20 protein-coding genes are annotated in these 22,139 nt (G+C 68.9%); 15 read left to right on the top strand and 5 right to left on the bottom strand.

Annotated features, from left to right (window positions below; genetic code table 11):
• Nucleotides 1–620: 620 nt before the first annotated feature.
• Together AC1DK9_RS08665 and AC1DK9_RS08660 are read right to left on the bottom strand one after the other, a co-directional pair.
• The gene (locus AC1DK9_RS08665) at nt 621–1,373 is read right to left on the bottom strand and encodes a response regulator transcription factor (protein WP_476861639.1); all 753 of its coding nucleotides are present in this window, start codon (nt 1,371–1,373) and stop codon (nt 621–623) included.
• Complete coding sequence (locus AC1DK9_RS08660) at nt 1,370–3,028, bottom strand: ATP-binding protein (RefSeq protein WP_476915658.1); 1,659 nt, start codon at nt 3,026–3,028, stop codon at nt 1,370–1,372. Before AC1DK9_RS08660 ends, AC1DK9_RS08665 begins: the two co-directional genes overlap by 4 nt.
• A gap of 172 nt (nt 3,029–3,200) precedes the next feature.
• Here AC1DK9_RS08660 and AC1DK9_RS08655 point away from each other — a divergent pair, with 172 nt between their 5' ends.
• From AC1DK9_RS08655 to AC1DK9_RS08595, 13 genes are all read left to right on the top strand, one after another.
• Complete coding sequence (locus AC1DK9_RS08655; protein ID WP_476861637.1) at nt 3,201–4,205, top strand: Bug family tripartite tricarboxylate transporter substrate binding protein; 1,005 nt, start codon at nt 3,201–3,203, stop codon at nt 4,203–4,205.
• A 2-nt stretch (nt 4,206–4,207) separates the two neighbouring features.
• On the top strand, nt 4,208–4,729 hold the full coding sequence (locus AC1DK9_RS08650; RefSeq protein WP_476861636.1) for a tripartite tricarboxylate transporter TctB family protein: 522 nt from the start codon (nt 4,208–4,210) through the stop codon (nt 4,727–4,729).
• Nucleotides 4,722–6,254 carry a tripartite tricarboxylate transporter permease gene (locus AC1DK9_RS08645; RefSeq protein ID WP_476915657.1) on the top strand — a complete coding sequence of 511 codons (1,533 nt, stop codon included), beginning with the start codon at nt 4,722–4,724 and terminating at the stop codon, nt 6,252–6,254. Before AC1DK9_RS08650 ends, AC1DK9_RS08645 begins: the two co-directional genes overlap by 8 nt.
• Nucleotides 6,255–6,359: 105 nt before the next feature.
• The gene (dxr, locus tag AC1DK9_RS08640; protein ID WP_476915656.1) at nt 6,360–7,544 is read left to right on the top strand and encodes a 1-deoxy-D-xylulose-5-phosphate reductoisomerase; all 1,185 of its coding nucleotides are present in this window, start codon (nt 6,360–6,362) and stop codon (nt 7,542–7,544) included.
• Nucleotides 7,545–7,583: 39 nt separating this feature from the next.
• Nucleotides 7,584–8,915, top strand: coding sequence for a M50 family metallopeptidase (locus AC1DK9_RS08635; protein ID WP_476915655.1), 1,332 nt, complete (start codon nt 7,584–7,586; stop codon nt 8,913–8,915).
• Between the two features lie 126 nt (nt 8,916–9,041).
• A complete protein-coding gene (locus AC1DK9_RS08630; RefSeq protein ID WP_476915654.1) occupies nt 9,042–9,767 on the top strand; it encodes a MarR family transcriptional regulator in 726 nt (241 codons plus the stop codon).
• The gene (locus tag AC1DK9_RS08625; protein ID WP_476861631.1) at nt 9,764–10,309 is read left to right on the top strand and encodes a hypothetical protein; all 546 of its coding nucleotides are present in this window, start codon (nt 9,764–9,766) and stop codon (nt 10,307–10,309) included. Before AC1DK9_RS08630 ends, AC1DK9_RS08625 begins: the two co-directional genes overlap by 4 nt.
• 138 nt (nt 10,310–10,447) lie before the next feature.
• Complete coding sequence (locus AC1DK9_RS08620) at nt 10,448–10,741, top strand: YciI family protein (RefSeq protein WP_476861630.1); 294 nt, start codon at nt 10,448–10,450, stop codon at nt 10,739–10,741.
• Nucleotides 10,742–10,803: 62 nt separating this feature from the next.
• Entirely contained in the window at nt 10,804–11,970 is a 1,167-nt protein-coding gene (gene ispG / locus AC1DK9_RS08615) for a flavodoxin-dependent (E)-4-hydroxy-3-methylbut-2-enyl-diphosphate synthase (protein ID WP_476861629.1), read from the top strand.
• Nucleotides 11,933–12,832, top strand: a complete 900-nt coding sequence (locus tag AC1DK9_RS08610) for a GNAT family N-acetyltransferase (RefSeq protein ID WP_476861895.1) — start codon at nt 11,933–11,935, stop codon at nt 12,830–12,832. The genes ispG and AC1DK9_RS08610 overlap by 38 nt, the downstream gene beginning before the upstream one ends.
• A 368-nt stretch (nt 12,833–13,200) precedes the next feature.
• Nucleotides 13,201–15,012, top strand: coding sequence for a proline--tRNA ligase (locus AC1DK9_RS08605; RefSeq protein ID WP_476915653.1), 1,812 nt, complete (start codon nt 13,201–13,203; stop codon nt 15,010–15,012).
• Between the two features lie 21 nt (nt 15,013–15,033).
• Nucleotides 15,034–15,828 carry a sulfite exporter TauE/SafE family protein gene (locus tag AC1DK9_RS08600; RefSeq protein ID WP_476861627.1) on the top strand — a complete coding sequence of 265 codons (795 nt, stop codon included), beginning with the start codon at nt 15,034–15,036 and terminating at the stop codon, nt 15,826–15,828.
• Between the two features lie 70 nt (nt 15,829–15,898).
• Nucleotides 15,899–17,311 carry a pyridoxal phosphate-dependent decarboxylase family protein gene (locus AC1DK9_RS08595; RefSeq protein WP_476915652.1) on the top strand — a complete coding sequence of 471 codons (1,413 nt, stop codon included), beginning with the start codon at nt 15,899–15,901 and terminating at the stop codon, nt 17,309–17,311.
• Here the strand turns inward: AC1DK9_RS08595 and AC1DK9_RS08590 are convergent.
• The 3 genes from AC1DK9_RS08590 to AC1DK9_RS08580 form a co-directional block, all read right to left on the bottom strand.
• Complete coding sequence (locus AC1DK9_RS08590; RefSeq protein ID WP_476915651.1) at nt 17,308–18,420, bottom strand: aminoglycoside phosphotransferase family protein; 1,113 nt, start codon at nt 18,418–18,420, stop codon at nt 17,308–17,310. The two genes, AC1DK9_RS08595 and AC1DK9_RS08590, sit on opposite strands and share 4 nt — an antisense overlap.
• Nucleotides 18,421–18,443: 23 nt before the next feature.
• The gene (locus AC1DK9_RS08585) at nt 18,444–19,175 is read right to left on the bottom strand and encodes a VIT1/CCC1 transporter family protein (protein ID WP_476861624.1); all 732 of its coding nucleotides are present in this window, start codon (nt 19,173–19,175) and stop codon (nt 18,444–18,446) included.
• An 84-nt stretch (nt 19,176–19,259) separates the two neighbouring features.
• Nucleotides 19,260–20,387 (bottom strand): DUF4439 domain-containing protein, encoded by a 1,128-nt coding sequence (locus tag AC1DK9_RS08580; RefSeq protein ID WP_476915650.1) that lies wholly within the window; start codon nt 20,385–20,387, stop codon nt 19,260–19,262.
• A 115-nt stretch (nt 20,388–20,502) separates the two neighbouring features.
• On the opposite strand from AC1DK9_RS08580, the gene AC1DK9_RS08575 reads away from it, so the two are divergent.
• Nucleotides 20,503–21,117: a ribosome maturation factor RimP gene (locus AC1DK9_RS08575; protein WP_476861622.1), complete on the top strand. Its 615-nt coding sequence runs from the start codon at nt 20,503–20,505 to the stop codon at nt 21,115–21,117.
• Nucleotides 21,117–22,097 (top strand): transcription termination factor NusA, encoded by a 981-nt coding sequence (gene nusA / locus AC1DK9_RS08570; RefSeq protein WP_476915649.1) that lies wholly within the window; start codon nt 21,117–21,119, stop codon nt 22,095–22,097. Before AC1DK9_RS08575 ends, nusA begins: the two co-directional genes overlap by 1 nt.
• Nucleotides 22,098–22,139 lie beyond the last annotated feature (42 nt).

Genomic DNA, 22,139 nt, shown 5'->3' with positions numbered 1-22,139 from the left:
CCGGCACGGCGGTGTGAGCGTGCACCGTGCTGCCCCCGCCCAAAGCCTCGCCGATTAGCCAGAGATGGCCGTTATGACACGTTCTTTAGCGGCCATCTGTGGCAAACGGCTAGTTCGTCCGGCCCACCTGGTGGCGGGGTCTGGATTCCCGATGTCCCAGCGAGCCCAGGGTGCGTCACCTTGGACCGTCGCGGGCCCGGGCCGGCACGACGGCGTGGACGTGGACCGCCGGGGGCCAAGACCGGCGCAGCGGCGTGGACGTGGACCGCAGTGGGCCCAGGCCTCGTCGATTAGCCAAAAATGGCCGCTATGACACGCCCATTGCGGCCATCTGTGGCGAATTACGGATCTGGCGGGCCACATCTTGGTGCCAGGACCGAGCCGGGGGATGTCCCGGCGGCCAAGGGGTATAACAAGGGCCGTCGTGGGCCCAGACCGGCACGGGGATGTGAACGTAGACCGCCACCGCCCAAAGCCTCCTCGATTAGCCAACGACGGTCGTTATGACACGTCCCATAGCGGCCATCTGTGGCAAATGGCCCTCGGCGGCAGCGCGGATCCCCGAGCCTGAACTCCGAAGGATGGGCATGTCCACCCGGACCAGTCGACGCGGAGCATGCTCAGCGCTTCCACTGGTACCTGTTCTCCGGCCGGCCCGCGGCTCCGTACCTTGGGGTGAGCCGGGCATAGCCGTTGACCACCAGGTACTCGAGGTAGCGGCGGGCACTGACCCTGGAGAGCCCCATCCGCAGCGCCAGACCCGCCGCGGAAACATCCTCCGGGCTGGCCTGCAGCGCCTCAATGACCGCGTCGAGGGTAGGCCGGGACAACCCCTTGGGCAGCCGCGGCGCCGGGCTTCCCGCAGGACCAGCGGACTGTGGCGCCGACTCGGAAGCGTCCACACCTTCAGCCGCCGCGACGCGGGGTGCCGGTGCCACCAACCGGTCGATGCGTGCCTGGTCCAGTGGGCCCGCGGCCGCCCCGGCGACCAGTTCGTCGCGCAGCAGGACGTAATCGTCCAGCCGCTCGTTCAGGGCCTGCGAGGTGAAGGGCTTGACCAGGTAATGCAGCACGCCGCCGGCCATCGCCGAGCGCACCGTCTCCAGCTCGCGCGACGCCGTGATGACCAGGACGTCGACAGCCTGGCTTGGTCGGTTTCGGAGCCCCTGCAGCACGTCCAGTCCGGACATGTCGGGCAGATGGATATCGAGCAGGACAAGCTCGGGCAGCAGCTCCGCCGCAAGGTCCAGTCCCTGCTGCCCGGTGTGCGCCGTGCCGACGACGTCGAAGCCACCGCGCGCCAGCAGGAAGCCGTGGTGGATCCCCGCCACTGCCACGTCATCGTCAATGATGAGGGTGCGTATGCCGCTCATGGTCGTTCCAGTACCTCCTCTTGTGTCTTGGCCCCGCCGGTCGGCAGCCCCGCCGTCGCAAGCCCGCCCGCCGGAACCCCGTCTGCCGTCGCAACCCCCGCCGTCTTGAAAACTACGGTAAAGCAGGCACCGCCCAGTTCTGAACGCGTTACCGCGGCGCTGCCGCCCCGTCGGCGGGCCACGCGCTGCACCAGCGCCAGGCCCAGGCCGCGGGTGTTGATGCCGTCCGGCTTCTTGCTGGTTACCCCGGCCTCGAACACCGCTTCCCGCTCGGCCTCCGGTACGCCCGGACCCTCGTCCTCTACGGTGAGGGTCCGCCGGCCTTCTGGTGCCTCAGCCAGGGCGACGGCGATCGTGCTGTCGTAGCCGGCGGCGTCGACGGCGTTATCGAGCAGGTTGCCCAGCACCGTGATGACGTCGTCGGTGCCGTCGGGGGAGCAGACGGAATCCGGTGCCACGACAATGTCGATGCCGCGCTCCGCGCAGACGGTGGACTTGGCAATCAGCAGGGCCCGGACGCCGTCGTCGGTGATCCCCGGAGCGAGCGGCCGGTTCACGAACGCGGCATCGTCATGGCTGCGGCCCAGGTACTCCACCGCCTTGGACTGCTCGCCGAGTTCCAGGAGCCCGGAGATTACGTGCAGCTTGTTGGCGAACTCGTGCGCCTGGGCCCGGAGCGCCTGCGTCACGTCCAGGGCGCCGTCGCGGTCGCGCAGCATGGTGTGCAGCTCGGTCCGGTCGCGCAGGATCAGGACCTTGCCCACCTCGCGGCCGTCCACGGTGGCCGAGTTGACCTTGCCCAGCAGGATCCGTTCACCGGAGAGCACCAGTTCCTCGGTGCTGGACCCGGCCGAGAGGAGGCGGTGGATGCCGGGCTCCAGGGAGGCGGTGGCGGCGGTGCCAAGGATCTCCTCGCCGACGCCTAGAAGCCGCCGGGCTTCGTCATTCACCAGCGCCACCCTGCCATCGGCGTCGACAGCCACCAGGCCCTCGCCGAGGCCGTGCAGCATGGCATCGCGGGTTTCCAACAGGGCGGCGATGTCCTCGGGCTCGAGCTTGTAGATCCGCCGCCAGACCAGCTTCGAAACATACATGGCGCCCAGCGAACTGAGCAGTGCGGCCCCGAGCAGCCAGCCGAACAGCAGCGGGAGGTCCTCGTTCAGGTCCGCCGCCAGGGTGCTTTCCAGCACGCCCACCGATGCGGAACCGATCACCGTGCCGGCGCGGTCAAAGATGGGAACTTTGACCCGCCAGGACTCGCCCAGGGTCCCCGTCTGGGTGCCCACGTAGATGTCACCGGACAACGGCACCGAGGGGTCGGTGGAGACGTGCTTGCCGATCTCCTCCGGGTTCGGGTGTGACTGCCGCACGCCGTTACGGTCCGTCACCACCACGTAGGTGACGTTGGAGGCCTGGCGGATGACCTCGGCGATCGGCTGGATGGTCTGCGCCGGGGACTCGGTGCGGAAGGCGGAGACAACGGAGGGCAGCCGGGCCACGCTTTCGGCCACGCCGATCAGGCGGCCCTTGTACGCGTCGCGGAGCTGTTGTTCCTGCATCCGGATCGTCACGGCGCCCACCACGGTGAGGACGGCAAGGACGATCCCAAGCTGGAGGGCAACCAGCTGGAAGCGCAGCGGAATCCTGTGAAACATGTCACAAGTCTCCCATCCGGCGGCGCTGCGGCCCGCCGGATGACGCCATCCCGCCGTGACCAATATGACCACTACTACCTCTACGTCCGAATACTGTTCCCGGCCCCGCCCCGCCCCTACGGTCGCAGAAGTGATTCCAATGATGTGCATCACATTCGTACAAGGAGAGATAATGACGTCCCACCTCAACTTCACCCGCCGGGCAGCCCTCACCGCAGGCGCAGCCGGCCTCGCGCTCGCCATGTCCGCCTGCGCCGGTGGCGGGGCCGCCACCGGTTCAAGCGGGGACTCGGTCAAGAAGCTCAGCATCATCGTCCCCGCCAACCCGGGCGGCGGCTGGGACCAGACCGGCCGCGCCATCCAGGCCGACCTGCAGTCCAACAAGCTCGTCTCCTCGGCCCAGGTGACCAACATCGGCGGCGGCGGCGGAACCAACGGACTGGCCAAACTCGCCACCGAAAAGGACGCCAACACCCTCATGGTGATGGGCTACGTCATGGTCGGCGCGGTGGAGACCAACGGTGCGAAGACCCGCCTCGAGGACACCACCCCGATCGCCCGCCTGACCGAGGAGCCCCTCGTGCTCGTGGTGCCGGCGTCCTCGAAGTACCAGACCGTGCAGGACCTGGTGGCAGACATCAAGGCCAACGGCAAGGGCGTCGCCATCACGGGCGGCTCCGCCGGCGGCGCCGACCACATCCTGGCCGGCCAGATCCTGAAGTCCCAGGGCGTCGAGCCGGAGAAGCTGAACTACATCGGCTACTCGGGCGGCGGCGAATCCATCGCGGCGCTGCTCGGCAACAAGGTCCAGGCCGGCATCTCCGGCATCGGCGAATACGCCGAGCAGGTCAAGGCCGGTAAGGTCCGCGCGCTCGCCGTCTCCGGCAAGGCCGAAGTTCCCGCGCTGCCGGGAATCAAGCCGCTCAAGGACCAGGGCATCGACGTCGTGCTGACCAACTGGCGCGGAGTCGTGGCACCCGGCTCCATCGACGATGCCCAGCGCACCAAGCTGACCGAACTCGTCACCAAGCTGCACGATTCCGAAGCCTGGAAGTCCACCCTGAAGAAGAACAACTGGGATGACGCCTTCCTCGCCGGCGACGGTTTCAAGACCTTCCTCACCGAGGACATCACCAAGGTCAAGACCACCCTGACGCAGATCGGCCTGGTCAAGTAACAATGTCTTCGCAAGCTCTTACGCCCACCAGGCGGCCGACAGGGGAGATTCTTTTCGCCCTGTTGTTCGTGAGCGTGGGCGCGGCAGGACTCCTGGCGGCGGGATCCATTCCGGTCCCGCCGTCGGAGACCGGCATCGGCCCCCGGGCTTTCCCCTACATCGTGTGCAGCATGCTGGTGCTGGTCGGCGCTGGAATTGTCGTCCAGGTCCTGCGCGGCAAGGTCGGCCAGGCCGAGGAAGGCGAGGACCTCGATGTCACGGCCAAGACGGACTGGATTGCCCTGGCCAAGCTCGTCGGCTTCGTGGTGCTCCACATCTTCCTGATCGAACCGGCGGGCTGGCCCGTGGCTGCGGCCGTGCTGTTCAGCGGATCCGCGTGGACCCTGGAGGCCAAGCCGCTCTGGAAGGCCATCCTGGTCTCGGTGATCATGGCCCTCGTGCTGCAGTACGTCTTCGGCGGCCTGCTGGGCGTCTCACTCCCGCCGGGCCCGCTGCTTGAGGGGGTGCCGTTCTTCCATGGATAGCTTCATGCTCCTGCTCGAGGGGTTCACGACGGCGCTCCAACCGGTCTACCTGCTCTACGCCCTGGGCGGCGTGTTCGTCGGCACCGCCGTCGGCGTGCTGCCCGGCATCGGCCCCGCCATGACGGTGGCCCTGCTGATGCCGATCACCTACGCGCTGGACCCGGCGGCGGCCTTGATCGTCTTCGCCGGGATCTACTACGGCGGCATGTACGGCGGCTCCACCACGTCCATCCTGCTCAACACCCCTGGCGAATCCTCCTCGATCGTCACGGCGCTGGAGGGCAACAAGATGGCGAAGGCCGGCAGGGGAGCGGCGGCGCTGGCGACGGCGGCGATCGGCTCGTTCATCGCCGGCACCATCGCCACCGTGCTGCTGTCCTTCCTCGCCCCGGTGGTGGCCGAACTCGCCGTCGGCCTCGGCCCGGTGGACTACGTGGCTCTGATGGTGGTGGCCTTCCTGACCGTGGGTGCACTGCTGGGGGCATCGGTGCTGCGCGGGCTGGCCTCACTGTCCCTGGGGCTGTTCATCGGCCTGATCGGCATTGACGACAGCACCGCCCAGCAGCGATTCACCTTCGACAACCCCAACCTGGTGGACGGCATCGACATGGTGCTGGTGGCGGTGGGACTCTTCGCCCTCGGCGAGGCGCTGTACGTGGCGTCCAAGCTGCGGCACGGGCCGGTCGAGGTGATCCCGGTCAGCAAAGGCAAGAACGCCTGGCTGTCCAAGGAGGACTGGAAGCGTTCCTGGAAGCCGTGGCTGCGCGGAACCTTCATCGGCTTCCCGATCGGCACCGTACCGGCCGGCGGCGCGGATGTGTCCACCTTCCTGTCCTACGCGGCCGAGCGGAGGCTCGCGAAGGGCGCACACAAGTCGCAGTTCGGCAAGGGCGCGATCGAGGGCGTCGCCGGACCGGAGGCGGCCAACAACGCCGCCGCCGCCGGTGTCCTGGTGCCGCTGTTGACCCTCGGCATCCCGACGACGGCCACCGCCGCCATGATGCTGACGGCATTCCAGCGCTACCAGATCCAGCCCGGACCGCTCCTGTTCGAAAACCAGGGCGCCCTGGTCTGGACCCTGATCGCCTCGCTGTACGTGGGCAACTTGATGCTGCTGGTGCTCAACCTGCCACTCGTGGGCCTCTGGGTGAAGATCCTGCAGATTCCGCGGCCCTTCCTGTACGCCGGCATCCTGGTCTTCGCCGCGCTCGGCGCGTTCTCGGTGAACTTCTCGCCGAGTGACGTCGGCGTCCTGCTAGTGGTGGGCATCCTCGGCTACTTCATGCGCCGCTACGGCTACCCCGTGGCGCCCATGGTGGTGGCGATGATCCTGGGCCCGATGTTCGAGGTGCAACTGCGGCGCTCGCTGCAACTCTCCCAGAACGACCCCTCGGCCCTGTTCTCCACCCCGTTCGCCGTCGTGGTCTACGCGACCATGGCGCTGATCTTCCTGGGTTCCTGGTGGCTGCGCCGCCGGCAGGCCGCCATGGAAGCGGTGGCGGAGAAGGAGTCCGTGTCCGTCTGAGCGATCGAAATGACAGATCACGGCAGTGATTCCAGCAAACACTGCCGTGATCTGTCACTTGGCGCCGAAGGACGGGGCACGGGCCGGGTGCGCGATACTGGAACCATGCAGCCGCGCAGAATCGTCCTCCTCGGATCCACCGGGTCCATCGGTACCCAGGCCATCGACGTCGTCGACGGCGCCCCGCACCGCTTCGAGATCGTGGCCCTCAGCGCCGGCGGAGGCAACCTGGAACTCCTCGCCCGGCAGGCCGTGCACACCCGGGCCCGGGCGATCGGCATTGCCGGCGGGGACGCCGCGGCCCTGCAACAGTTGATCGACGACGCCGCCCGCGCGGCCGGCGTCAGCGGCTACCGTCCTGAGATCATCACCGGACCTGACGCCTCCACCCGGATCGCGGAAATCCCGGCCGACGTCGTGCTCAACGGCATCACCGGTTCGATCGGGCTTGCCCCCACCCTGGCCGCGCTCAGGTCCGGCGCGACGCTGGCGCTTGCGAACAAGGAATCCCTGATCGTGGGCGGCGCGCTGGTCAAGGCGGCCGCGCGCGAAGGACAGATTGTCCCGGTCGACTCCGAACATTCCGCCATCGCCCAGTGCCTGCGCTCCGGCACCGCGGCCGAGGTGGACCGGCTGGTGCTGACCGCTTCCGGTGGCCCGTTCCGCGGCATGACCCGGGAGCAGCTCCACGACGTCACGCCGCAGGATGCCCTGGCCCACCCCACCTGGGACATGGGACTGATGGTCACCACCAATTCCGCGAGCCTGGTCAATAAGGGCCTGGAGGTCATCGAGGCCCACCTGCTCTTCGACATCCCCTTGGACAGGATCGACGTCGTGGTCCACCCGCAGTCGGTGGTCCACTCCATGGTCCAGTTCGTGGACGGGTCCACCATCGCGCAGGCCTCGCCGCCGGACATGCGCCTGCCCATCGCCCTGGGCCTGGGCTGGCCGGACCGGGTGGCCGGCGCCGCGCGGCCCTGCGACTGGAGCAAGGCCACCAGCTGGACCTTCGAGCCGCTGGACACCCTGGCCTTCCCCGCCGTCGGACTGGCCAAAGACGCGGCCGGGCGGGGGAGCACCTTCCCGGCCGTCTTCAATGCGGCCAACGAGGAAGCCGTGACGGCCTTCCACGCCGGCCGGATCCGCTTCACCGATATTGTCGATACCATCGAAGCCGTCCTCAGTGAGCATTCAGGATCCTCCGGGCTGACGGTCGAATCCGTGCTGGATGCTGAACAGTGGGCACGTGCGCGGACGCTTGAGCGTTTGTCCGTGGGAAGTGCCTAAGAAGCAGCCGACCAATGGCCAGGAAGTAGCAAGCCCAGCATGAGCCCCGTAGTCCTCTTTATCCTCGGCGTCGTCTTCGTCGTGATCGGCATAGCCGTGTCCATCGCCCTGCACGAGGTGGGGCACCTGGTCCCGGCCAAGCTCTTCAAAGTGCGCGTCACGAAGTACATGATCGGCTTCGGACCCACCCTCTGGTCCAAGCGCCGGGGCGAAACCGAGTACGGCTTCAAGGCGATCCCGCTGGGCGGCTTTGTCTCCATGATCGGCATGTATCCGCCGAACAAGACCGACGGCAGCGTCCGGCCCTCCAGTACCGGCATGTTCCAGTCCCTCGCCTCCGACGCCCGGTCCCTGGCGCATGAAGAAATCGGTCCCGAGGACGGGAACCGGGCCTTCTACCGGCTGCCGGTCTGGAAGAAGATCATCATCATGCTCGGCGGTCCCGCGATGAACCTGCTGATCGGCCTGGCGCTGACCGCCGTGCTGCTGATGGGCTTCGGGGTTTCCGAGTCCACCACCACCATCGCCGACGTCTCCAAATGCCAGGTCAAGGCCGGCCAGACCGTGGATCCCAATTCCGCCGACTGCAAGCCCACCCCCGCCGCCGCAGCCGGCCTCAAACCGGGCGACCGCATCACTTCCTTCGACGGCAAGGCTGTCACCAACTGGGAGGAGCTCACCGGCTGGATCCGCGCCTCGGCCGGCAAACAGGTCAGCGTCACCGTGGAGCGCGACGGCGCCCCCGTCGCCACCACGGTCACCCCGGTGCTGTCCTCGCGCCCGGTCGTCGGCTCGGACGGACGCCAGGCCAAGGACGCCGACGGCAAGCTCCAGTACCAGGACGTCGGTTTCCTCGGCATCGGCGCCCAGACCGCGCTCGTGCAGCAGCCGGCCTCGTCCGTGCTGCCGATGGCCGGCGAGAACATCAAGGAGATCGCCGGCGTCGTCGTGAACCTCCCGGCCCGCGTGGCCGGCGTGGCGCAGGCCGCCTTCAGCGAGGAGCCCCGCGACCCCAACGGCCCCATCAGCGTCGTCGGGGTGGGCCGGGTGGCCGGCGAGGTCGCCGCCATGGAGCAGGTTCCGTTGCAGAGCCGGGTGGCGGCCCTGGTGGGCTTGCTGGCCGGACTCAACTTCGCGCTGGCTGTGTTCAACCTCGTCCCGCTGCTGCCGCTCGACGGCGGCCACGTGGCCGGGGCGCTGTACGAGGGGGCCCGCCGGCAGATCGCCAGGCTGCTCGGGCGGCCGGATCCCGGCGCGTTCGACATCGCTAAGCTGCTGCCGGTGACCTACGTGGTGGCTGTGCTGCTGATGGGCATGGGCGCGCTGCTGATCTACGCGGATATCGTCAAGCCGGTCAACCTCTTCGGCTAGCCACACCGCCCGGCCCCGGGTCAACCGAAGACGGCAGTTTCTTCACACTTAGCTTATTTCGGCTGATTATAGATAATCAGTTGTAAATGGTTGATTCATCGGAATCAGCCGCCTAGGGTTGGGGCTATGTACGTGATGACCATCGATCAGCGCGGCAGCAGCACCGACGTGGACCGTGTCCCCGGGCTGCTGGCGGAAGTGGCGAAGCTTTGCCCCGACGCACGCTTCGAGCGCTCCGTCGGAGACGAGATCCAGGGGGTGCTGGAGCATCCCGGCCCGGTGGTGGAGCTCGCCCTGCACGCGCTCCGCAGCGGGCGCTGGTACGTGGGCATCGGCGTCGGACCCGTGGAGCTCCCGCTGCCTGCGAGCCCGCGGGAAGGGGCGGGTCCGGCCTTCGTGGCGGCCCGCGCCGCCGTGGAGCGGGCCAAGGCGGCGTCCTCCCACGTCCCGCTCGCCGTCGTTTCCGGCGGCCGCCCGCGGGGGAGCGCCGCCGGCTCGGCGGAAGAGCCGCCGGGCGCCACGGAGTGCGCCAATGCGGAGGCGGTGCTGCGGCTGATCGGACGCGTTGTTCAGGACCGCACCGCTGCGCAGTGGAAAGTGGTCGACGCGCTGCGGGGCCTCAGGCAGGGACAAGCCGGAGCGCACGGGACGCAGAAGATCGCCGCCCGGCAACTCGGAATCACCGAACAATCGGTGAGTCGCGCCCTGCTCCGCTCCGGCTGGCAGGAAGAATGGGCGGCGAGGCCCGCGGCGGAAATGCTGCTGGCCCTGGCCCACGGCCTGACCACCGGGACGGAGACCGCCGCCAGGCAGAACCCAGCCCGGCAAGACCATAGCGAAGGAGCCCGGTGAACGCCCTCTGGATCACGCTGGCCCTGCTGATTTCCGGGTTCGGCGGCTGGCCGGTCACCGCCCTCGTCTTCCGGCTCGCCCGGACCATCGATGACCGCTCGGACAGCCGCGCCGACGCTGCCGCCGGCTCCCTGCACACCGCGGATGACCCGGCCGGGGCGGTCGACGGCGACATCACCCTGCCTGCGGAGGAGCCTGCGGGGGTGGGCGCGGCTGCGGTCGCCCTGCCCGCGGAGCACGGCGCCGTCACCCCGGCCCCAACCGACGGCGCCGGGCCGGCTCCCGCGGTTCCCGGAGCCGGCACGCGGATCCTGCGCGGCGGCGCGATCATCGGCGTGCTCGAGCGCCTGGCAGTTTGCCTGGCCATCCTGACCGGCCAGCCCGTCGCGATCGCCTATGTTGTCGCGATCAAGGGGCTCGGACGCTTCGCCGAACTGAAGGAAACGCCGGTGGCCGCAGAGCGGTTCATCATCGGCACCCTCACCTCGCTGCTGTGGGCGGCGGGGGTCGCGGCCCTGGTCAAGGTCCTCTTCCTCGGCTGAAAGTAATGGTCCCCACGGACGCCGGGACCGAACACGCTCGCCCTGCGGGCCGGAGGCCTGCTGTAGCCGGGCATCTTCGCCGACGGGAACGGACCTGGGCGGATGGGAACCCGGCGGGCAGGGCGATAGGGTATCTCTATGACTGTTTTTGCTGTTGAGTACGTTTTCGATGCCGAATCCGCCGAAATCCGCGACGCCACCCGGCCCGCGCACCGCGAATGGACCGCAGCACTCGCGCAGGAGGGGACCCTCCTCGCCAGCGGCCCTTACACGGATGGCGCCGGCGCCCTGCTGCTCTTCAAGGCTGCCGACGAGCAGGCCCTCAACGAACTCCTCAAGCAGGATCCCTACGCCGGTACCGGTGCCGTCTCCGGCACCCGCACGATGGCCTGGGCGCCGGTGACCGGCCTCCTGGCCGGCCACGCAGCCTAGCCTCTTACCGCCCACCCGCCATCGATTTTTCGACCTAGAATTCGATTCACAGAGGAGTCCATGTGACCTCGGTCAGCCTGGGAATGCCGTCGGCACCGCCCCCCGTTCTTGCCCCGCGCCGGAAGACCCGCCAGATCAAGGTGGGCTCGGTCGGCGTCGGCTCCGACTCGCCGATCAGCGTGCAATCGATGACGACGACGCCCACCACGGACATCAACGCCACCCTGCAGCAGATCGCCGAACTGACGGCCTCCGGCTGTGACATTGTCCGTGTTGCCTGCCCGTCCGCGGACGACGCCGAGGCCCTGCCGATCATTGCCAAGAAGTCGCAGATCCCGGTGATCGCGGACATTCATTTCCAGCCGAAGTACGTGTTCGCCGCGATCGAGGCTGGCTGCGCGGCAGTCCGCGTGAACCCGGGCAACATCCGTAAGTTCGACGACCAGGTCAAGGAAATTGCCCGCGCGGCCAAGGACCACGGCACCTCCATCCGAATCGGCGTCAACGCCGGCTCGCTGGAGCCGGGCATCCTGAAGAAGTACGGCAAGGCCACGCCGGAAGCCCTGGTGGAATCCGCCGTCTGGGAGGCCTCGCTGTTCGAAGAGCACGGCTTCCACGACTTCAAGATCTCGGTCAAGCACAACGACCCCGTCATCATGGTGGCCGCCTACGAAATGCTGGCGGAAAAGGGCGACTGGCCGCTGCACCTCGGCGTCACCGAGGCGGGCCCGGCGTTCCAGGGCACCATCAAGTCCGCCACGGCCTTCGGCGCGCTGCTCTCCCGCGGCATCGGCGACACCATCCGGGTTTCCCTCTCCGCACCCCCGGTCGAGGAAATCAAGGTGGGCAACCAGATCCTGCAGTCCCTGAACCTGCGCCCGCGCAAGCTCGAGATTGTCTCCTGCCCGTCCTGCGGCCGTGCCCAGGTGGACGTCTACACGCTGGCCGAGCAGGTCACGGCCGGACTGGAAGGCATGGAAGTTCCGCTGCGCGTCGCCGTCATGGGCTGCGTCGTAAACGGACCCGGCGAGGCCCGGGAAGCGGACCTCGGCGTGGCGTCCGGCAACGGCAAGGGCCAGATCTTCGTAAAGGGCGAGGTCATCAAGACTGTCCCCGAAGACCAGATTGTTGAGACACTGATCGAAGAGGCCATGCGTCTCGCTGAAGAGATGGGGGAGTCCGATGGCGAAGATGCTGTCCCGGGTAGCCCCGTGGTTAGCGTCTCGTAGGGACGGCGCCGCAGCCGGCGCTCCTGCGGGTGTGACTGTCAGGGTGCTGGCGGGCGCGGATACCCGTGCCCTGCTGGACCTAGCCCGGCAGGACGCCGTCGCCAACGTCTTTATCCTTTCCCACCTCGAGACCGCGGGGACGGCGTCGCCCACCGCCGGGGGTGCCAGCATCTTCGGCGTGTTCGACGGCGACGTACTGATCGGCGCCTGCTGGGCCGGTGCCAACCTGGTCCCGGTGCAGCTGGATGCGGAACTGGCGCCCGCGGTGGCGGCGGTTGCGCACCGGACAGGCCGCCGCTACGCCTCCATCTTCGGCCCGGCCGAGGCGGTCATGGCGCTCTTCGCCGCGCTGGACGAGCTGGGCCACTCCGCCCAGGAAATCCGCAGCGAGCAGCCCCTCCTGACCATCAGCGGGACGCCTGCCATCGAGCCCAACCCCGCACTTGGTTTTGGCCGTCTCGCCGACTTTGACCGGATACTGCCCGCCTGCGCGGCCATGTTCGAGGAAGAAGTCGGCTATTCGCCCTACCTGGGCGGCCGCGAATACTACAGCAGGCGGGTCAAGGGCCTGATCCGGGCCGGCCATTCCCTGGTCCACCTGGGGCCGGACGGCGAGGTGGTGTTCAAGGCCGAGCTCGGCGCGGTGACTCCCGAGGTCACACAGGTACAGGGCGTCTGGATGAATCCGGCGTTCCGCGGACGCGGCCTGAGTGCCGGCTACATGGCCGCCGTCGTGATCCTCGCCCAGACCCTGGCGCCCGTCACAAGCCTGTACGTCAATGACTTCAATACCCGCGCCCGCGCCAGCTACGAGCGTGTCGGGTTCCGCCAGGTGGGTACTTTTGCGACCGTGCTCTTCTAGACATATTTGTGACAGTCACTTGTGACAGAAATCTGGTTGGCAACTCTTGTTTTTGCGACGGGGATCACATACGTTTTAGCTAGCCGCGCCGAGCAGGCGCGTGCGGTCTCAGGGGGAAACCGCGGACTGCGGGGCCCGGCAGGGCAACATTAGTCAACCCGTCAGTCTTGGACTTAGCGGCACTGGGGTCGCAGGGGCCACGCCATCACTGGATGACCAGCCGGAAACGGCCAGGGGCTTCCGTGCCATGGCGTGGCTCTTCCATTTCCGGAAGCAAACCCGGAGGGCGCCTTGGCGGTAGATTAGTCTCTGGACAATTTCGTACCTACCCAGTCCGCCCGCACTTCCTCAGAAACGGATACCTCCCAGTGGTCCTTCGACTCTCAAAGCTGTTCCTGCGCACCCTGCGTGAAGACCCCGCCGACGCCGAAGTGGCCAGCCACCGGCTTTTGGTCCGAGCCGGCTACATCCGCCGCGCGGCCCCGGGCATCTACACGTGGCTCCCGCTGGGGTTGAGCGTGCTGCGCCGCGTGGAGCAGATCATCCGTGAGGAGATGACGGCGATCGGCGCGCAGGAAGTCCACTTCCCGGCGCTGTTGCCGAAGGAGCCCTACGAGGCGACCAACCGGTGGACCGAGTACGGTGAGGGCATTTTCCGGCTCAAGGACCGCAAGGGCAACGACTACCTACTCGCCCCCACGCACGAGGAAATGTTCACCCTGCTGGTCAAGGACCTGTACTCCTCGTACAAAGACCTGCCGCTGAGCATCTACCAGATCCAGAACAAGTACCGCGACGAGGCGCGCCCCCGGGCGGGCCTGCTGCGCGGCCGCGAGTTCATCATGAAGGACTCCTACTCCTTCGACGTGGACGACGCCGGCCTGGACGCGAGCTATGCCGCACACCGCGCCGCCTACCTGAAGATCTTCGAGCGCCTCGGCCTCGAGGTCGTCCCGGTCACCGCGACGGCCGGCGCCATGGGCGGGTCCAAGAGCGAGGAATTCCTGCACCCGACCGAGATCGGCGAGGACACCTTCGTGCGCTCGGCCGGCGGCTACGCGGCCAACGTCGAAGCCGTCACCACGGTGGTCCCCGCGGACATCGACTTTTCCAACGCTCCGGCCGCAGAGGTCCGCGATACCCCGGATACCCCGACGATCGAAACGCTCGTCGACGCCGCCAACGCCCTGGCACCCCGCAGCGAGGCCGACGGCGGCGCCTGGACCGCCGCGGACACGCTCAAGAACGTGGTCCTCGCCGTCACGCTGCCCACCGGCGAACGCCAGCTCGTCGTGATCGGCGTTCCCGGCGACCGCGGCGTCGACCTCAAGCGCGTCGAAGCGAACATCGGCGCCTTCCTGCCCATCGGCGGCGAAATCACGCTCGAGGCAGCCAACGAGGAAGACCTCAAAAAGCAGGCCCTCCTGGTTAAGGGCTACATCGGCCCCGGGCTCTCCCTGGACGCGCCGCTGCTCGGCGCCGAAGGCGCCTCGAAGCTCCTCTACCTCGTCGATCCCCGCGTGGTCCGCGGTACCGCCTGGATCACCGGCGCCAACGAGGCCGGCAAGCACGTCTTCGGCCTGGTCGCCGGCCGTGACTTTGGCTGGGACGGCGTGATCGAAGCCACCGAGGTGCGCGCCGGCGACGAGGCTCCGGACGGTTCCGGCCCGCTGGAGACCGCCCGCGGCATCGAAATGGGCCACATCTTCCAGCTCGGACGCAAGTACGCCGAGGCCCTGGATCTGAAGGTCCTGGACCAGAACGGCAAGCAGGTCGTCGTGACCATGGGTTCCTACGGCGTGGGCGTCACCCGTGCCGTGGCCGCACTGGCCGAATCCAACCACGACGACAAGGGCCTCGTCTGGCCCCGCGCCGTCGCCCCGGCCGACGTCCACGTCGTCGCGGTCGGCCGCGGCGAGGAAATCTTCGCCGCCGCCGAGCAGCTGGCCCTTGAGCTGGAGGCCGCCGGCCTTGAGGTCATCTACGATGACCGGCCCAAGGTATCCCCGGGCGTCAAGTTCGGGGACGCCGAGCTGGTGGGCGTCCCGACCATCCTCGCCGTCKGGCGCGGGCTGGTGGACGGCGTCGTGGAGATCAAGGACCGCCGCAGCGGCAGCGCCGAGAACGTTGCCGTGGACAAGGCCGTTGATTACGTGGTCAACGCCGTCCGCAACAACTGACCCGCCCCGGCGTTGCAGGGTATGGTCTCCGGCCTTGAGTCAATCCAGCTCGCCACGCTCATCCTCGTGGTGGTGGCCGGGTTCGCCGCCGGCTGGGTGGATGCCGTGGTGGGCGGCGGCGGGCTGATCCAGTTGCCGGTCATGCTGCTGGTCCCCGGGATCAGCCCGGTGCAGGCACTGGCGACCAACAAGATGGGCTCCATCTTCGGCACCACCACCAGTGCGGTCACGTTCTACCGCCGTGTCGGCCCGGACCTGCGCACGGCGGTGCCGATGGCCGTGATCGCGCTGGCCGGCAGCTTCGGCGGGGCCGTGCTGGCGGCGACCCTGCCGGCGAGCGTGTTCAAGCCCATCATCGTGGCGGCGCTGGTGGCCGTCGCGCTGTTCACCGCCTTCCGGCCCAACGTGGGGGAGCTGACCCAGCTTCGTCACGACGGCCACCGGCACTATGTCGTGGCCTGCCTGATCGGCGGCGTGATCGGCTTCTACGACGGCATGATCGGCCCCGGCACAGGATCATTCCTGATCATCGCGCTGGTGTCCGCGATGGGCTACGCCTTCCTCGAGGCAAGCGCCAAAGCCAAGATCGTCAACATGGCCACCAACGCCGGCGCCCTGATGTTCTTCCTGCCGCACGGTTCGCTGCTGTGGGGCCTCGGCCTTGTCCTGGGCGCCGCGAACATGGCCGGCGGCTACCTCGGCGCCCGGACCGCCGTCAGCCGCGGCAGCAAATTCATCCGGATCGTCTTCCTGGTGGTGGTCGCCGCGCTGATCATTAAACTCGGCTCCGACGTCTGGCACGACACCTTCGGGTAGTGCCGGGCGGACCGGGGCCGGATGGCGCGCAGGACTGCCGCGGGCCCGGGCGCGGGCGTAGCATGCAGCTATGTCAGCACCCGAAGAGCGTTATCGCGACGCCCTGGCGGCCGCCGCCCGGCATGCCCGCGCGTGGCTGGAGAGCCAGGACACCCGGCCCGTCGGCCCTAGGACGACGGCGGCCGGACTCGCCGCCGACTTCGGCGGACGGCTGCCCCGGGTCGGCATGCCGGCCGCGGAGGTGGTGGACTACCTAGCGACGAAAGCCGAACCCGGGCTGATGGCCATGCCCTCCGGGCGGTTCTTCGGCTGGGTGATCGGCGGCACCCTGCCGGCCGCGCTGGCGGCGGACTGGCTGGTCAGCGCCTGGGACCAAAACGCCGTCCTGCGTTTCGCCACCCCTGCCACGGCGGCCATCGAGGAGGCCGCCGGTGCCTGGCTGCTCGAACTGCTGGGGCTTCCCGAAGAATCCGACGTCGGCTTCGCCACCGGCGCCACGATGGCCAACTTCACCGGCCTGGCTGCGGCGCGGTGGCGCCTGATGGCCGACGCCGGCTGGGACCTCGACGCCGACGGCCTCGCCGGCGGACCCAAGATCCACTGCTTTGTGGGCCAGGAACGGCACGACACGATCGACCTGGGCCTGCGCTACCTGGGCCTGGGCCGGCCCACGGTGGTCCCGGCCGACCGGCAGGGCCGCATCGACCCGGCGGCACTCGGCGCCGCCCTGGACCGCGCCGCAGCAGAGGCGGCGGGACGGGTTCCGCTGCTGGTCTGCCTGCAGGCCGGCAACCTGCATTCGGGCGCCTTCGACCCGTTCCGTGAGGCCATTGCCGTTGCCAAGGAGCACGGCGCCTGGGTGCACGTGGACGGAGCCTTCGGACTGTGGGCCGCCGCCGTCCCCGAACTCGCCGCCCTCACCGATGGGCTGCAGGACGCCGATTCCTGGGGCACCGACGCGCATAAGACCCTCAATGTGCCCTACGACTGCGGCATCGCGGTGGTCCGGGATGCGCAGGCGTTGCGCTCGGCCATGGGCGCGCACACCAGCTACCTGATCCAGGCTGCGGACGGCGCGCCGGACCCCTTCGAGACAGTTCCCGAGCTGTCCCGCCGGGCCCGCGGGGTGCCGGTCTGGGCGGCGCTCAAATCGCTCGGCCGGGACGGCGTCGCCGCGCAGGTGCGGGGCCTGGTGGGCCGTGCCCGCGAACTGGCGGAGCGGCTCGCCGCACTCGACGGCGTCGAGGTGCTGAATGACGTCAAGTACACCCAGGTCTCGCTGGCCTTTGGCGACGACGCCACCACGCGCGCCGTGACGGCCCGGATCATCGAGGAAGGACGCGTCTGGATGTCCGGCTCACGCTGGCAGGACCGGGACATCCTGCGGATCTCAGTGAGCAACTGGAGCACGGACGACGCCGATGTGGCAGCCGCCGTCGACGCCGTGCGCGCTGCCATGGCAGCGGTTCGGGGACAGCGCTAGGACTGGACCGGCCGGTGCATGGACTCGCCCGGCGCGGGCAGCTCCTGCGGGCCGGGCAGGTTCTCCAGGGTGTTCCCGGCGAGGCTGCTGGCCACCCAGAGCGAGCGGGCCAGGTCGCCGTCGTGGTTGGGTTTGGCCGCGTACCACAGGGCGTTGTCTACTTCACGGGCGAGCGCCCACTGGCGCGCGGTCTCGCCGTCGAGTCCCGCGGCCGAGCTGAAATCCAGGCAGCGCTGCAGCAGGGCCCCGCAGGCGCCGGCCCGGGGGAGTTCGGCCAAGCGGTTCCAAAGCAGCGGGGCCACGGCGAACTCCGCCTCGCCGATCATCGGTTGCGGATCGATCGCCTTGAAGTCGCCTGGTTTGAACTCCCCAGGCTTGGAGTCCCCGGGCGCCAGGGTTCCGGGCCAGGCCGGGGCGTCCGGCCGGGCGAGGATGTTCAGGAAGTGCAGGTCGGTGTGCACCAGTACGTCCGTCCCCGATCGCCGGCCGACGGCGCCTCGGGTCTGGCAGACTTCCAGGGCAGCTTCCAGCAGCCAGCGCGGGAAGGGCCGGCCCAGCCGTTCCCAGCTTTCCGGGAGTTCGTCGCTCCACTGCTCGGCACGGGCGGCCACATGGTCGAACTCGCGCCACTGCGGCCGATCGTCCGGCAGCAGGCTCAGCTGGCGTACCAGGCCGCCCCAGACGCCGGTGGCGAGCTCCAACGGAACGTCCTGCAGCGAGCGTTCGGCGTCGAGCCGCTCCAGCAACAGCGCCCCGGCGTCGGGATCGGATGCAAGGGCCAGTACGGCGCCCCGGCCGTCCCACAACGCCAGCGCATGTGGTTCGGCCAGGGCTTCCTCGTGCGGATAGGCAAGCTTCAGGACCGCCCCTGGGCCGGGCAGTTCGAGTCCGGTCCCGCCGTCGCCAGCGCGGCGCCGGACCGGGACCACGACGGCGCCATGGCCATGCCAGGGCAGGCTCCCCGGCGCGAGGTCCGGTTCGAGCTGCCATTGTTCCAGGCACCGCCCGATCAACCGGGGGAGGGACGCCAGCCACTCCCGGCCCTCCGCGCTGCCGCTGTAGCGCCGGGCGAGTGCGGGCGGGATCGGGACGGCTGGTGGCGTACTCATCGCCTCCAGCGTAGTGCGGGCGATCAGGCGGCGATGCCGCTGGCGCCCAGCCAGCTGCCGATCAGGAAGGTTGCCACGAGTGCCGCGGCGCCACCAATCACCACCCGGACGGCCGCCTTCAGCTTCGAGCCTCCGCCGATCCAGGCGCCGATGGCTCCGGTCGCCGCGAGTGCCACGAGCACGGCGGCGAAGGTCAGCGGAACACGGATATTCTCCGGCGGCAGCAGGATGGCCAGCATCGGCAGGATGGCACCGATCAGGAAGGCCATGGCGGACGCGAAGGCCGCGTGCCAAGGGCTGACGATGTCCGTCTCGTCGATGTGCAGTTCGGCGGACAGGTGCGCGGCGAGGGCATCGTGCGCGGTCAGCTCGGTGGCGACCTGGTGGGCCGTTTCCGGGCTCAGTCCCTTGCCCTGGTAGATCGCGGCCAGTTCGGCCAGTTCCTCTTCGGGCTGTTCCGCCAGTTCACGGCGCTCCTTCTCGACCAGCGCCTGCTGGCTGTCCTTCTGGCTGCTGACCGAGACGTACTCGCCGAGGGCCATCGAGATAGCGCCACCCACGACGCCCGCGGCGCCGGCAATGAGGATCGGCCCCGAATCCGTGGTCACACCGGCGACGCCGACCACGATCGCGGCGACCGAAACGATGCCGTCATTGGCGCCCAGGACGCCGGCGCGGAGCCAGTTGAGGCGATGCGCGATGTCGTTGTGGTGGGGCTCGTTGTCATGAAGGGCTGCTGTGCCGCTGGTTTCCATGCCTACAGCAAATCACCGGCGGGCACGGCTGGCCAGTATTGGAAGGCTAAGCAAGGTAAGTCGCACCTTGCCTGTCGGCCGGCGTCAGCCCGCGGGCAGGGTGGGGAACGACGCCGGATCCACGGCCAGCCCAGGCGTCGGCCCCGGGTTGGCGCCCCAGGCTGCGGCTCGGCGCGCGGCGCCCAGTAGCCCGGAGACTGCCCACTTGCGGGTCTCGCCGTCGCTGAGGGCGACGAGATCCCCGTAGGCGGGCAGCGCGGCATTCTCGAGCGCGCCGAGGCCGGAAGCCGGGGACGCCAGGAAGCTTGGGTCCAGGGCATAGCCGGGTTCCCGCGGCGGGATCGGCGCGCAGTGCGACCGGCTCAGGGATTCCGCTCCGGAGAGCAGCGTCTCGTGCAGCGCGAGCTGCCCGGCGGCCGACTTGGCGGCAGCCCCGTCCAGTCGCGTCAGGGCCACCTGGTAGCCGTATACCGTCTCCAACTCAGCTCTGATAAGCGCCGCCAGGGCACCTGGCAGGCCCGCGCTACCGGAGGCGGCTTCAGTGTCGCCGCCAGCGGGCGCCGACGGCGGCGCGGTCGTTTCGGGGCAGGCCCCGGCGGAGGCGGCGTCCGGGGCAGGCTGCCCGGCGCCCGCCGCGGGGCTGGACACCGAACCCGCAGGGTCGGGGGCGCCGGCCGCGGCAGCGAGGGCGGACGACTGGAGCAGCTGCGCGGTTCCGACGGCGGCCAGCAGCCTGGCCATCCCGCCGTCGGCCGTGGCGGCATCGGCGAGCCGTTGCCGGCCGCTCTTGGCGAGGTCCGCGGCGAGGGCGGCGGCGTCCGGCGCGACTGCAGAAGCCGACGCCGACGGCGTGGGTTCCGGTGCAGCCGACGGCGTCTGGGCGGGGCGCAGCAGGGCGCGGGCCTGGGTTGTCAGCAAACTCACAGTCCGAGTGACGGCCGTTCCCGCGCCGGCCGTGGCCGCCGGACGGCCGGCCCCGGCAGGGGCAGCACCCAGCTGCTCGCCGGCGGTCCGCAGGTGCAGGGCATCGGCCAGGGCGGCGGCGCGGGCCTGCTCCGAACGGGACGGTTCCGGTGGTTTCGGCGCGTTTCCGGGCCTAAACGCGATGCCCAGGCTCACCACCACGAGGGCAAGGCAGAGCAGTAGGGCGAGCCGGGGAAGGTGCCGGGAAACCCGGATCCGCGCCCGTTCTTCCCCGCTGTCGTCTTTCACAACAGACCATGTTGTCATGGTTGGGATACCAGCCGGGAACTCGAGTGCACCACGTTGCCGGGAATATCGCTACGCTAGTAGACACAACATCATCTAGCGGGAGGCGGGCGGCATCATGACCAACGCAGAAGCCACGACTTCGACAGACCGGACCGGGACGGGGAAGGCTGAAGCCGCACCCGCTCACAATCTGGAGGCCGAGCGCCTGTACGCGCTCCTTGAGCCTGCAGTCCTGGCGAACCGGCTGTACCTGGAGGACGTTTCCATCCACATTGCCGGCGCCAACCGGGTAGTCCACGTGGTGGTGGACCTGCCGCAGGAGGAGACCGGCGGCGTCAGCCTTGACGTCATCGCCGAGATTTCGAAGACCCTCTCGGACATCCTGGACAACGATCCGAGCACCGACTCGCGCCCCTACGACCTCGAGGTGTCCTCGCCCGGCGTTGGGCGGCCGCTCACCGAGGAACGGCACTGGCACCGCGCCCGCGGCCGGCTCGTCACGGTCAACGTGATCCAGGGCGACAATGTCACCGGCCGGATCCAGTCCGTGGACGACGGCGGCGTGACCCTGGTCCCGGAACTGGCCGTCAAGAAGGGGATGAAGCCCAAGCAGGGCGACCCCATCAAGCTTCCTTTCGACAGGATCCGTAGCGGAAAAGTCGAGATAGAGTTCAGCCACCTCGAAGAGGCCGGTCTGGAGAACGACAATGGACCTTCCGAGGAGGCCTAATGGATATTGACATGAGCGCACTGAGACTCCTGGAGCGTGAGCGCGAAATCCCCCTGGATCTCCTGATTCCGACCATCGAGCAGGCCCTGCTGGTGGCCTACCACAAGACGCCCGGCGCCTTCGAGAAGGCCCGTGCCGAACTGGACCGCAAGAGCGGCCACGTGACCATCTGGGCCACCGAAATCGACGACGACGGCGCGCCGATCGGCGAGTTCGAGGACACCCCGGCCGGCTTCGGCCGTATCGCGGCGAGCACCGCGCGGCAGATCATCCTGCAGCGCCTTCGCGACGCCGAGGACGACAACGTGCTGGGCCAGTTCAAGGGCCGCGAAGGCGAACTCGTCGCGGGCACCATCCAGCAGGGCAACAACCCGCACATGATCCAGGTCAACCTCGGAACGGTGGAGGCGCTGCTGCCGCCGCCCGAGCAAGTTCCCGGCGAGAAGTACACCCACGGCAACCGTTTGCGCGCGTTCGTGATCGACGTGCACCGCGGCACCAAGGGCCCGTCCATCACGCTGTCCCGGTCCCACCCCGGTCTGGTCCGGAAGTTGTTCGAACTGGAGGTCCCGGAAATCGCGGACCGCTCGGTCGAGATCGTGGCGCTGGCCCGTGAGGCCGGCCACCGGACCAAGATCGCGGTCAAGGCGAACACCCCCGGCATCAACGCCAAGGGTGCCTGCATCGGTGAAATGGGTTCGCGTGTCCGGGCCGTGATGACCGAGCTGAACGACGAAAAGATCGACATCGTCGACTACAGCGACGATCCGGCCGCGTTCATTGCCAGCGCGCTGTCGCCGTCGCGGGTGAATTCCGTCACCATCACGGACGAGGCCACCCGGTCCGCCCGAGTGGTCGTCCCGGACTACCAGCTCTCGCTCGCCATCGGCAAGGAAGGCCAGAACGCACGCCTGGCCGCCAAGCTCACCGGTTGGCGTATCGATATCGTCTCTGACGCCGCGGAAAACCGCGACAAGTAGCGCTGGTCCGGGACCGCTCCGCGGCGTCCGGACCAGCGACCC

It is taken from the genome of Arthrobacter sp. 01T414, assembly GCF_056398965.1.
This window is presented reverse-complemented; position numbering and strand designations above follow the sequence as displayed.

Bases quoted from the DNA above. Each gene is read 5' to 3' on its own strand.
- AC1DK9_RS08665 (WP_476861639.1), bottom strand. From the start codon at position 1,373: ATGAGCGGCATACGCACCCTCATCATTGACGATGACGTGGCAGTGGCG.
- AC1DK9_RS08660 (WP_476915658.1), bottom strand. From the start codon at position 3,028: ATGTTTCACAGGATTCCGCTGCGCTTCCAGCTGGTTGCCCTCCAGCTT.
- AC1DK9_RS08655 (WP_476861637.1), top strand. From the start codon at position 3,201: ATGACGTCCCACCTCAACTTCACCCGCCGGGCAGCCCTCACCGCAGGC.
- AC1DK9_RS08650 (WP_476861636.1), top strand. From the start codon at position 4,208: ATGTCTTCGCAAGCTCTTACGCCCACCAGGCGGCCGACAGGGGAGATT.
- AC1DK9_RS08645 (WP_476915657.1), top strand. From the start codon at position 4,722: ATGGATAGCTTCATGCTCCTGCTCGAGGGGTTCACGACGGCGCTCCAA.
- dxr (WP_476915656.1), top strand. From the start codon at position 6,360: ATGCAGCCGCGCAGAATCGTCCTCCTCGGATCCACCGGGTCCATCGGT.
- AC1DK9_RS08635 (WP_476915655.1), top strand. From the start codon at position 7,584: ATGAGCCCCGTAGTCCTCTTTATCCTCGGCGTCGTCTTCGTCGTGATC.
- AC1DK9_RS08630 (WP_476915654.1), top strand. From the start codon at position 9,042: ATGTACGTGATGACCATCGATCAGCGCGGCAGCAGCACCGACGTGGAC.
- AC1DK9_RS08620 (WP_476861630.1), top strand. From the start codon at position 10,448: ATGACTGTTTTTGCTGTTGAGTACGTTTTCGATGCCGAATCCGCCGAA.
- AC1DK9_RS08610 (WP_476861895.1), top strand. From the start codon at position 11,933: ATGCTGTCCCGGGTAGCCCCGTGGTTAGCGTCTCGTAGGGACGGCGCC.
- AC1DK9_RS08600 (WP_476861627.1), top strand. From the start codon at position 15,034: ATGGTCTCCGGCCTTGAGTCAATCCAGCTCGCCACGCTCATCCTCGTG.
- AC1DK9_RS08595 (WP_476915652.1), top strand. From the start codon at position 15,899: ATGTCAGCACCCGAAGAGCGTTATCGCGACGCCCTGGCGGCCGCCGCC.
- AC1DK9_RS08590 (WP_476915651.1), bottom strand. From the start codon at position 18,420: ATGAGTACGCCACCAGCCGTCCCGATCCCGCCCGCACTCGCCCGGCGC.
- AC1DK9_RS08585 (WP_476861624.1), bottom strand. From the start codon at position 19,175: ATGGAAACCAGCGGCACAGCAGCCCTTCATGACAACGAGCCCCACCAC.
- AC1DK9_RS08575 (WP_476861622.1), top strand. From the start codon at position 20,503: ATGACCAACGCAGAAGCCACGACTTCGACAGACCGGACCGGGACGGGG.
- nusA (WP_476915649.1), top strand. From the start codon at position 21,117: ATGGATATTGACATGAGCGCACTGAGACTCCTGGAGCGTGAGCGCGAA.